Origin of the sequence: Nocardioides sp. SYSU D00038 (genome assembly GCF_016924665.1) — a bacterium.
In the GTDB taxonomy this organism is placed as follows: Bacteria; Actinomycetota; Actinomycetes; order Propionibacteriales; family Nocardioidaceae; genus Nocardioides.
This window is the reverse complement of sequence record NZ_JAFFJT010000041.1, coordinates 1-10,323: the sequence shown is the minus strand read 5'-3', so window position 1 is coordinate 10,323 and position 10,323 is coordinate 1. Positions and strand designations below refer to the sequence as shown.

The 10,323-nt window shown below is 74.0% G+C and carries 12 protein-coding genes; 5 read left to right on the top strand and 7 right to left on the bottom strand.

Features of this window, described 5'->3' with window-relative positions; all coding sequences use genetic code 11:
• Together JT721_RS20520 and JT721_RS20515 are read right to left on the bottom strand one after the other, a co-directional pair.
• Window positions 1-482 (bottom strand): translation initiation factor IF-2 N-terminal domain-containing protein (locus JT721_RS20520; RefSeq protein WP_205475294.1); only part of this gene is annotated, 482 nt, incomplete at its 3' end.
• A gap of 86 nt (window positions 483-568) precedes the next feature.
• Window positions 569-853, bottom strand: a complete 285-nt coding sequence (locus tag JT721_RS20515) for a YlxR family protein (RefSeq protein WP_307828181.1) — start codon at window positions 851-853, stop codon at window positions 569-571.
• A 148-nt stretch (window positions 854-1,001) separates the two neighbouring features.
• Here JT721_RS20515 and JT721_RS20510 point away from each other — a divergent pair, with 148 nt between their 5' ends.
• Complete coding sequence (locus tag JT721_RS20510; RefSeq protein WP_307828179.1) at window positions 1,002-1,823, top strand: glycoside hydrolase family 16 protein; 822 nt, start codon at window positions 1,002-1,004, stop codon at window positions 1,821-1,823.
• Here JT721_RS20510 and JT721_RS20505 read toward each other — a convergent pair whose 3' ends face one another.
• From JT721_RS20505 to rimP, 3 genes are read right to left on the bottom strand one after another with little or no spacing between them, the layout of a single operon-like run.
• Entirely contained in the window at window positions 1,824-2,705 is an 882-nt protein-coding gene (locus tag JT721_RS20505; RefSeq protein WP_205475292.1) for an acyl-CoA thioester hydrolase/BAAT C-terminal domain-containing protein, read from the bottom strand.
• 40 nt (window positions 2,706-2,745) lie between these two features.
• Window positions 2,746-3,726 carry a transcription termination factor NusA gene (nusA, locus tag JT721_RS20500; RefSeq protein WP_205475291.1) on the bottom strand — a complete coding sequence of 327 codons (981 nt, stop codon included), beginning with the start codon at window positions 3,724-3,726 and terminating at the stop codon, window positions 2,746-2,748.
• The gene (gene rimP / locus JT721_RS20495) at window positions 3,726-4,205 is read right to left on the bottom strand and encodes a ribosome maturation factor RimP (RefSeq protein WP_205475290.1); all 480 of its coding nucleotides are present in this window, start codon (window positions 4,203-4,205) and stop codon (window positions 3,726-3,728) included. Before rimP ends, nusA begins: the two co-directional genes overlap by 1 nt.
• 97 nt (window positions 4,206-4,302) lie before the next feature.
• Here rimP and JT721_RS20490 point away from each other — a divergent pair, with 97 nt between their 5' ends.
• Window positions 4,303-4,800, top strand: coding sequence for a hypothetical protein (locus JT721_RS20490; protein ID WP_205475289.1), 498 nt, complete (start codon window positions 4,303-4,305; stop codon window positions 4,798-4,800).
• Window positions 4,797-5,210, top strand: coding sequence for a ferritin-like domain-containing protein (locus JT721_RS20485; RefSeq protein ID WP_205475288.1), 414 nt, complete (start codon window positions 4,797-4,799; stop codon window positions 5,208-5,210). The genes JT721_RS20490 and JT721_RS20485 overlap by 4 nt, the downstream gene beginning before the upstream one ends.
• Before the next feature lie 500 nt (window positions 5,211-5,710).
• Here the strand turns inward: JT721_RS20485 and JT721_RS20480 are convergent, their stop codons facing one another.
• On the bottom strand, window positions 5,711-6,418 hold the full coding sequence (locus JT721_RS20480) for an HAD family hydrolase (RefSeq protein ID WP_240341193.1): 708 nt from the start codon (window positions 6,416-6,418) through the stop codon (window positions 5,711-5,713).
• Window positions 6,419-6,487: 69 nt separating this feature from the next.
• On the opposite strand from JT721_RS20480, the gene JT721_RS20475 reads away from it, so the two are divergent.
• Both JT721_RS20475 and JT721_RS20470 read left to right on the top strand, forming a co-directional pair.
• Window positions 6,488-7,207: a hypothetical protein gene (locus JT721_RS20475; RefSeq protein ID WP_205475286.1), complete on the top strand. Its 720-nt coding sequence runs from the start codon at window positions 6,488-6,490 to the stop codon at window positions 7,205-7,207.
• A complete protein-coding gene (locus tag JT721_RS20470) occupies window positions 7,204-8,037 on the top strand; it encodes an aldo/keto reductase (protein ID WP_205475285.1) in 834 nt (277 codons plus the stop codon). The genes JT721_RS20475 and JT721_RS20470 overlap by 4 nt, the downstream gene beginning before the upstream one ends.
• A 378-nt stretch (window positions 8,038-8,415) precedes the next feature.
• On the opposite strand, the gene JT721_RS20465 is transcribed toward JT721_RS20470, so the two are convergent.
• On the bottom strand, window positions 8,416-10,197 hold the full coding sequence (locus tag JT721_RS20465; RefSeq protein ID WP_240341192.1) for a proline--tRNA ligase: 1,782 nt from the start codon (window positions 10,195-10,197) through the stop codon (window positions 8,416-8,418).
• Window positions 10,198-10,323 lie beyond the last annotated feature (126 nt).

Below are 10,323 nucleotides of genomic sequence, written 5' to 3'. Positions count from 1 at the left end.
GGGGCCGGGGCGTCGGCGTCGGCGGCCGGGGCCTCCGGAGCGGCCGGCGGCTCGGGCTTGCGCGGCGGGCCCGGCTTGACCGAAGGGGCGGCCGGGGCCTGCGCCGCGGGGGCCGACTCGGCCGGCGCGGACGTCTGGGTCTCCGCCACCGGCTCGGCGGCGGGGGTCGCCTCCGGCTGGTCGGTCGACGGTGCGGCCGGCTCGCTGTCGGGCTGCGCAGCGGCGGCCTTCTTGGCCGGCGCCTTCTTCGCCGCGGCCTTCTTGGCCGGCGCCTCCTCGGCGGGCGCTGCGGCGCCGCCCCCGGAGGGCTTCTCGGACTTCAGCTTCTCGCCGTACTCCTTGCGGAACCGCATCTCTGCGGGAAGCTCGACGGTCGAGCTCGCCGACTTGACGAACTCACCCATCTCCTTGAACTTCTCGAGAACGAACTTGCTCTCGACTCCGAACTCCTTGGCGAGCTCGTGTACTCGGGTCTTGGCCACGCTTCTCCTCCTGGCCTCAGACCCGTGTGGGCGACCTGAGACCGTCAGTGGTTGTGCAAACTCATCGGGAAGTACTCATCGAGTGCTCATGAGCTGCTGCTCCAGTTCCTGGTCGGTCGTGCTCGGTCGGTCTGCGCGTCGAGGTAGTCACCCACCGGTGCGCTGGAGAGCCCGGTCGGGACCCGAAGGGCCCGGCCGAATGCCTTCCGGCGCACCGCGAGGTCGTAGCACTCGGGAGTGGGGTGCAGGTGTGCTCCCCGCCCGGGTGCGGTGCTCGTCGGATCGGGCACGGCGGCTGGTCGGCCGTCGGGGTCCGAGCCGGCGGTCACCCGCAACAACTCGCTTCGGGCGGCCCGCTCCCGGCACCCCACACAGGTCCGGACGGGGCCGGTGAGGGCCTGGTCGTCCGGGCGAGGCTGGGGGTTCGGTCGTCGCGCCACCGAGGAACAACCCTACCGCTTCGGACCCGCGAGGCCGAACCGGGGCGCGGGAGGTCCCTCGTCGCTACCCTCCTCAACCGTGGCCGACGACACCGTGTTCCGCCCCCCGGCGCCCGGGGACGGGTTCCGCGACACCTTCGCGGGTCCCGACCTCGACCGCAGCCGCTGGCTGCCGCACTACCTGCCGGCCTGGTCGTCGCGCGCGGCCACCGCGGCGTCGTACCGCACCGGGCCGGAGGGGCTGGTGCTCGACGTCCCCGTCGACCACCCGGTGTGGTGCCCGGGCGACCACGAGCCGCCGCTGCGGGTCTCGGGCCTCCAGTCGGGCAGCTGGTCGGGACCGGTGGGGTCGACCCGCGGGCAGCAGCGGTTCCGCGCGGGCCAGGTGGTGCTCGAGGAGCAGGAGCGCCTCGAGGGCTGGCTGCCGTCGTCGGGACGGGTCGCCGTGCGCGCGGCGATGGACCTCTCGCCCCGCTCGATGGCCGCGCTGTGGCTCAGCGGCTTCGAGGACGACCCCGCCCAGGAGCAGTGCGGCGAGCTCTGCGTGGTCGAGGTCTTCGGCCGCTCGCTCGGACCCGCCGACGACGCCTCCGCCGAGGTGGGCGTGGGCATCAAGCCGTTCCGCGACCCCGCGCTGCGCGACGACTTCGCCGCACCCCGGCTGGCGATCGACGTCCGCGCGTCCCACACCTACGCCGTCGACTGGAACGCCGTCGAGGCGGTCTTCACCGTCGACGGCGAGGTCGTGCGTCGCTGCGCCGGCCCGCCGACGTACCCCCTCCAGGTGATGGTCGCGGTCTTCGACTTCCCCGAGTGGTCCACCGGCGACGACGACCACCTGGTGCCGTCGATGACGGTGTCGTGGGTCGAGGGCGCCGGGCCGACTCGACCACCGGGGTAGTCACGGACGGACGGCACCCGGATCGGGCCGGAGCACCTGCCGTTCGTCCGTGACCGTCGCGCCGTGGCGGGCGTCCGGTCGGGTCGGGTCGGGTCCGGGAGGTCGGAGCAGGTCGGCGAGGTGGGGCCAGAGCAGGGCACCGAGGGCGGCGTCGGCCTCCGGATCACCGCCGGCGGCGACCCGGGGCGACGGGGCGGACGGGTCCTCGCCGGGCAGCACGGCCAGGTGACCGGCCTCGGGATGGGTGACCAGGGTGGTCTCGAGGCCGGATGTCTCCCGGCGCTGCACGATCTCGTCGGCGAAGTCGACCGAGGGCCAGACCGCGTCGGCCCCGCCGGCGGCGAGCACCACCCGGCCGGCGATCCGCTCGACCGGGATCCGCGCGGCGGGCAGCCGGTCGGCGTAGGTCTCCAGGCTCTGCTCGTAGAGGCCGCGGAACGACACCGGCGGCCCGACCTCGGCCGGGGTCGGCTCCCAGTCGTCGTCGTGGGGCACGAACGGCAGCGGGTCGCCGCCAGAGGTCCAGGCGCTGCGCTGGGGCCGGGCGGAGGTCAGCGCCGCCCACACCACGTCGGTGGGCGAGATCGCCACCACGGCGTCGACCTCGGGGTGGCGCACGCCGAGCAGGAGCGCGGCCTCGGCGCCGCGTGCGGTGCCGAGCACGACCAGCCGGTCGCAGCGCTCGTGGAGCGTGGTCAGGGCGTCGTCGAACGACTCCAGCGCCACCCCCTCGACGGCGCGGCCGAACCAGCGCAGGGAGGCCGCCGTCGCACCGGCGCGTGCCAGCACCGCGCAGCGCTGCTCGTCGAGGCCGCCGTCGGCGCCGGAGAGCACCAGCACCCCGGTCGGTCCGTCACCGAGCAGGTAGGTGTCGCCCGACATACCTGGTCCCGCCGTGCCTCGCCGTGCCCGCCGCCCGGCCTCAGGCCTCGGTCGCCGGCTCGTCGTCGGAGCGGATGTCGATCCGCCACCCGGTGAGGCGGGCGGCGAGGCGGGCGTTCTGGCCCTCCTTGCCGATCGCCAGCGACAGCTGGAAGTCGGGCACGACGACCCGGGCCGACCGGGCGGCGAGGTCGACGATCTCGACCGACGTCACCCGGGCCGGCGACAGCGCGCTGGCCACCAACGTGGCGGGGTCCTCGGACCAGTCGACGATGTCGATCTTCTCGCCGTGGAGCTCGGCCATCACGTTGCGCACCCGCTGGCCCATCGGGCCGATGCAGGCGCCCTTGGCGTTGACGCCCGGGGCATCGGTGGTGACGGCGATCTTGGTGCGGTGGCCGGCCTCCCGGGCGATCGCGGCGATCTCGACGGTGCCGTCGGCGATCTCGGGCACCTCGAGCGCGAACAGCTTCTTGACCAGGCTGGGGTGCGAGCGCGAGAGCGTGACCTGGGGGCCGCGCATCCCCTTGCGCACCGAGATCACCAGGCACTTGATCCGGGTGCCGTGGTCGTAGACCTCGCCCGGCACCCGCTCGCCGGGCGGCAGCACCGCCTCGAGCCGCCCCAGGTCGACCATCACGTCGTCGGGGTTGCGGCCCTGCTGGATCACGCCGGAGATGATGTCGCCCTCCTTGCCGCTGAACTCCCCGAACTTGATGTCGTCCTCGGCGTCGCGCAGCCGCTGGAGCATGATCTGCTTCGCGGTCGTCGCGGCGATCCGGCCGAACCCGTCGGGGGTGTCGTCGTACTCCCCCACGGCGTTGCCGTCGTCGTCGACCTCGGTGGCCATCACCGTGACGTGGCCGGTCTTGCGGTCGAGCTCGACGCGCGCCTGCTCCTGGGCGCCGGGGGTCTTGTGGTACGCCGTCAGCAGGGCCTGCTCGATGGCCTCCACCAGCACGTCGAAGGAGATCTCCTTCTCGCGCTCCAGCATCCGCAGGATGCTCAGGTCGATGTCCATCAGGACTCCTCCGCCTTCCGGTTGAACTCGATCTGGACCAGGGCCTTGGCCACGTCGGCGTAGGCGACCTCGCGCTGGGCGCCGTCGACGTCGAGGGTGACCGAGGTGTCGTCGGACGCGCCGATCCGGCCCGTGAGCGCCGTGCCGTCGGCGAGGGTGACCGCGACCAGGCGGTCGGCGTTGCGACGCCAGTGGCGCGGCAGGGTGAGCGGCCGGTCGACGCCGCGGGAGGTGACCTCGAGGGTGTAGGGCTGCTCGCCCATCACGTCGGAGCCGTCGAGCACGTCGGACACCGCGCGGGTCGCCTCGGCGACCTGGTCGAGGGTGACGCCGCCGTCGCCGTCGACGGCGACCCGGAGGATCCGGCGCTTGCCGGCGGGGGTGATCTCGACGTCCTCGACGTCGAGCCCCAGCCCGCCCAGGGGCGCGCTCAGCTCGTCTGCGATCCGGTCGCGGATGGCGTCCTGCCGGCTGCTCACGGTGGGCGGCCTCCTTGTTCTGTTGTCGTGCGGTCCGTCCGGCCACGATAGCGGCTGCCGCGCGGCTGCGGCCCGGACCCGCAGGTAGGGTCGCGCCGTGCGCCGCCACCCTCCGCTCACCAGCCGCCGCGCCGCGCTCGGCGTGGTGCTCGGCGTGCCCCTGCTGGCGGCCTGCGACGTCGACGACCTGCGGCCGCCGGAGGCGACGCCCAGCGATCGGACCAGCGCCGATCCGACCCTCGCCGCGCCGCCGTCAGACCCCGACGACGCGCTGGTGACGCAGGCGGTCGAGCAGGTCGAGCTCGCCGCGGCCACGGTGCTGGCGACCACCGGCCCGGCCCGACGCGCGGTGCGACCGCTGCGGCGGCTGCACGCCGAGCACCTGGCCCGGCTGGCGCCGGACCGTTCGCCCGGCTCGGCCTCCCCACCCCCGGCCGGTGGCGCGGGGGGCGTGCGCGCGGCCGAGACCCGGCTCCAGCGGGAGCTAGCGCGGCTCGCGGGCGAGGTGGCCAGCGGCGGGCTCGCGGCGACGCTCGCGTCGATGGCCGCCGCGGTCGGACAGCGGCTCGCCGTGCTGCCGCCGGAGGTGCGATGAGCGACCTGCAGACCGCGCTGGCCGCCGAGCACGCCGCGGTCTACCTGCTCGGCGTCCTCGGCGGCCGGACGTCGGAGTCGCGCGAGCCCGCGCTGTTCGCCGCGATCACCGCCGCCCACGCCGAGCACCGCGACCGCCGCGACGACCTGGTGGCCGCGCTGGCCGCGTCGGGTCGCACGCCGGTCGGCACCGAGCCGGCGTACGCCGTGCCCGAGGGGATCGAGACCCCGGCCGGCGTGCGGGCCGCGGCGCTGGACCTCGAGCGGCGCTGCACCGCGACGTACGCAGCGGTCGTGGGCGGCACCTCGGCCGACGACCGCACCCGCGCGATCGCGCTGCTGCAGGCCAGCGCTTTGGCCGAGCTGCGCTTCGGCGGGACGCCCGCGGTGCTGCCCGGCCTCGAGGCCTGACCCCGCCGCTCGTCAGGTAGAGCCCGGAAATGGGAGAGGTCCGCGTGCTCGCCGTTCCGAGGAGCTCCCGAGATGCTCCCCGATCCAGCAAGCACGCGGACCGCGGCCTGGACACGAGGCCGATGAGGACGGCTCCTGGTTGGTAGGGGGCCAACCGCCGTGGTTCCTCGTGCACAACCATGCAGCACCTCGGGGTGCGGGCGCGAGACGGTTCGCTCCTCACAAAATCGCATTGCACAAACCTGCAGAACTCATGCCCCCGGGGGTACGGCTCCCCGGCCGGATGCGGGCCGTCGTGGGGGCGGCGGTCGACCGAGGGGAAACCGGCCCCCGGGGGCGGGTGAATGGACCACAACCACGCAATCGAGCCGTTCTGGCAATCAGGGCCACCCGGGCAATCGACCACAACCACGCAATCGAGCGGTTCCGGCAGATTGGGCGGCCCGGCAATCGACAACAAGCACGCGATCGAGCAGTTGTGGTCGATCGATTCCGGCGACCTAACCCGCCCAGCCCCGGACCACGTCGACCACGTCGCGGAGGCGGTGGACGACGGCGTCGGGCACGCCCTCGGTGTGGCCTACCTGCTCGGGCGGGATCACGCTGTGCGGCACGTGGATCGCCCGCATGCCGGCGTTCTGGGCGCCCCACACGTCGTCGAAGAGCCGGTCGCCGACGTAGACGCAGCGGGCCGGGTCGGTGGCGCCGACCGCGTCCATCGCGGCCCGGAACGCGTGCGGCGACGGCTTCGTCCACGGCACCTCGCTGGTGTAGACGTCGCCGTCGATCAGGTCGCGCACGCCGTCGCGGTCGAAGATGCCCTCGTGGTAGCTGCGCGGCCAGATCGTGTTGGAGAGCACGCCGATCTTGATGCCGTCGGCCCGCAGCGCCTCCCAGGTGGGGCGCACGTCGGGGTCGGTGAGGGTGTGCGGCTCCCAGAACTCGTAGTAGGCCTCGAGCAGCTCGGGGTCGTGGGACAGGCCGGCCTCGTCGAACAGGTCGGCGACGGTGGCGCTGCGCTGGTGGTCGCGGGAGCGGCCCCACACCGCGGCACCCGCGGCGTGGAGCAGCTGCTGGGAGACCGAGACGTCGTGGTCGGCGTCGACCACGGCCTGGGCCAGTGCCATCGACTCGGCGTGGAAGTCGATGTCGTGCCAGGCGGTGAGCGTCCCGCCCCAGTCGAAGATGACGGCGTCGATCGCGGGCATGGCCGGGACCCTAGACCGACTCCCGCCGAGGTCCCTCATCCACGTGTACCGGCTGCGTAGGGTGCCGCTGTGACCGGCATCGGGACCCTCGCGGAAGGGCCGCTGCACGCCGCGGTGAAGGAGTGGCTGAGCGGTCCGGGCGACCGCACCGAGGTGCCGGTCGGGCGGTGGGTGGTCGACCTGGTGCGTGCCGACGGCGAGCTCGTGGAGGTGCAGACCGGCGGCTTCGGGCCGCTGGGCCCCAAGCTCGACGCGCTGCTCGACGGGCACCGGATGCGGATCGTGCACCCGGTGCCGGCCGAACGCCGGATCGTGCGCGTCGACGCCGACGGCGTGGTGCTCTCCGAGCGCCGCTCCCCCAAGCGCGGGGCCGCGCTGGAGGTCTTCGACCGGCTCGTCACCTTCCCCTCGCTGCTCGGGCACCCGAACCTGGTCGTGGAGGTGCTGATGTGCCGCGAGGACCACGTGCGCGGGCCGGCGCCGGTGCGGAGCCGCTCCGGCCGGCGTACGCGCGACCCCGGCACGCGACACCTGGGCGAGGTGCTCGGCAGCCACGAGCTGCGCGAGCCGGTCGACGCGCTCGGCCTGCTCGGCGCGCCGCTGCCGGCCGACCCGTTCACGACCGCCGAGCTCGCCGCGCAGCTCGGCACGACCACGCTGCTGGCACAGCGGGTGACCTACTGCCTGCGGCTGATGGAGCTCCTCGAGCCCGCGGGCAAGCGCGGCCGGGCCCCGCTGCACCGGGTCGCTCCGGGGGTCGCCCGTCCGGTTGGCATGCTGGGAGCATGACCGCCTCCCACACGCTCAACGACGGCACCACGCTCCCCGCCGTCGGCCTCGGGACCTACCCGCTCACCGGCCCCGCGGGGGTCGACGCGATGGTGAGCGCCCTGCAGGTCGGCTACCGGCTGCTCGACTCCGCGGTCAACTACGGCAACGAGGAGGAGGTCGGCGAGGCGCTGCGCCGCTCCGGGGTGCCACGGGACGAGGTGCGGGTCGCCACCAAGGTGCCGGGCCGGTTCCACGCCCGCGAGCTCGCGCTCCGCTCGCTGTCCGAGTCGGCCCGCAGGCTCGGCGTCGAGCAGATCGACGTGGCCCTGATCCACTGGCCCAACCCCTCGCGCGACCTCTACGTCGACGCCTGGCGCGGGCTGATCGAGGCGCAGCGCGACGGCCTGGTGCGGACCATCGGCGTCAGCAACTTCACCGAGGCGCACCTGGCCAGGATCATCGACGAGACCGGGGTGGTGCCCGCGCTCAACCAGGTCGAGCTGCACCCCTACTTCCCGCAGGTCGCGCTGCGCGCCGAGCACGAGCGGCTCGGCATCCTCACCCAGGCGTGGAGCCCGCTCGGCAAGAACCCCTCGCCGTTCGACGAGCCGGCCGTGACCGACGCGGCCGCCGCCCACGGCGTCTCGCCCGGCCAGGTGGTGCTGCGCTGGCACGTGCAGCTCGGCTCGATGCCGGTGCCGAAGTCGGCCGACCCCGACCGCCAGCGCCAGAACCTCGACCTCGACGGCTTCGAGCTCACCGACGACGAGGTCGCGGCGCTGACGGCGCTGGCCCGCCCCGACGGTCGTCGCTTCGACGGCGATCCGGACGTGCACGAGGAGATGTGACGGGCGGCGGTGCGTGAGCCCCGGTCTGAGCCGGTCGAACGGAGGCCTGCTCACCGCTGCCCGGACCACCCGCCGGGCGGCGGTGCGTGAGCCCCGGTCTGAGCCGGTCGAACGGAGGCCTGCTCACCGCTGCCCGCACCAGCCGCCGGGCGGCGGTGCGTGAGCCCCGGTCTGAGCCGCCCGAACGGAGGCCTGCTCACCGCTGCCCGCACCACCCGCCGGGCGGCGGTGCGTGAGCCCCGGTCTGAGCCGCCCGAACGGAGGCCTGCTCACCGCTGCCCGCACCACCCGCCGGGCGGCGGTGCGTGAGCCTCGGTCTGACCCGCCCGAACGGAGGCCTGCTCACCGCTGCCCGGACCGCGGGCTCAGCCCCCCGGCTCAGCCGCGGACCAACCCCACGACGTGGTCGACCACCCGGTCGGCGGCGACGTCGGCGCGCTCGCCGGTACGGCGGTCCTTGACCTCGACGACGCCGTCGGCCAGGCCCTTGCCGACCACGACGATGGTGGGGACGCCGATCAGCTCGGCGTCCTTGAACTTCACGCCGGGGCTGACCTTGCCGGTGCGGTCGTCGTAGATGACCTCGACGCCCTGCTCCGATAGCTCGACGGCGATCCGCTCGGCCGCGGCGAACAGGTCGGGGTCCTTGCCGGCGGCCACCAGGTGCACGTCGGCCGGGGCGACGTCGCGGGGCCAGCACAGGCCGGCCTCGTCGAGGGTGCCCTCGGCGATGGCGGCCACGGCGCGCGAGGGCCCGATGCCGTAGGAGCCCATGGTGACCGTGACGAGCTTGCCGTTCTCGTCGAGCACCCGCAGGTCGAGGGCGTCGGCGTACTTGCGGCCGAGCTGGAAGATGTGGCCCATCTCGATGCCGCGCGCCGACTGCAGCGTGCCGTCGTCGCAGCGGGGGCACGGGTCGCCGTCGCGGACCTCGGCTGCCTCGATGGTGCCGTCGGGGGTGAAGTCGCGGCCGGCGACGAGGTCGATGACGTGGCTGCCCCCGACGTTGGCGCCGGTGACCCAGCGGGTGCCCTCGACCACGCGGGGGTCGACGAGGTAGCGGATGCCGGACTCGCCCTTCTCCCCCAGCACGCCCGGCCCGATGTAGCCCTTGACCAGCGCCGGGTGGTTCTTGAACTCCGCCTCGTCGAAGGGCTCGACCTCGGTGGGCTCGAGCTGGCCCTCGAGCCGCTTCTGGTCGACCTCGCGGTCGCCGGGCAGGCCGATCGCCACCGGCTCGCGGGTGCCGTCGGCGTGCTTGAGCACGACCAGCACGTTCTTGAGCGTGTCGCCGGCGTGCCAGGCCCGGTCGGCGCGCGGGAACGCCTCGTTGAGGTGGTCGACCAGCGTCTCGATCGTCGGCGTGCCCGGCGTCGCCTCGGCGTGCGCGGCCGGCACGTCGTCGTAGGCCACGGGGTCGGGCGGACGCACCTGCACGGCCTCGACGTTGGCGGCGTAGTCGCAGGTGCTGCAGCGCACGTAGGTGTCCTCGCCGACGTCGGCCTTGGCGAGGAACTCCTCGCTCCTCGAGCCGCCCATCGCCCCGGAGGTCGCCTGCACGATGACGTACTCGAAGCCGAGCCGGTCGAAGATCCGCACGTAGGCGTCGCGGTGGCGCTGGTAGGACGCCTCGAGCCCGGCGTCGTCGACGTCGAACGAGTAGGAGTCCTTCATCACGAACTCGCGGCCGCGCAGCAGCCCGGCGCGCGGCCGCGCCTCGTCGCGGTACTTGGTCTGGATCTGGTAGATCGCCAGCGGCAGGTCCTTGTACGACGAGTACAGGTCCTTCACCACGAGGGTGAACATCTCCTCGTGGGTCGGCCCGAGCAGGTAGTCGGCGCCCTTGCGGTCCTGGAGCCGGAAGATGTTGTCGCCGTACTCGGTCCAGCGGTTGGTCGCCTCGTAGGGCTCGCGGGGCAGCAGCGCCGGGAACGACAGCTCCTGGGCTCCGATGCCGTCCATCTCCTCGCGGATGATGCCCTCGATCTTGCGCAGCACCCGCAGCCCCAGCGGCAGCCAGGTGTAGATGCCGGGCGCGGCACGGCGGATGTAGCCGGCGCGGACCAGCAGCCGGTGGCTCGGGACCTCTGCGTCCGCCGGGTCGTCGCGCAGCGTGCGCACGAAGAGGCTCGACATCCGCAGGATCCGGGGGGTGGTCATGCGCGCAAGGGTACGGCGCAGGCTCGGCGCCCAGCGAACCGGATTCGGGCTCGCTGCAACCGATGCGACCCCACGTGCATCTAGTGGGTGAGGGGCGGTCCCGCGCCCGGTCACGGGGCCGGGTCG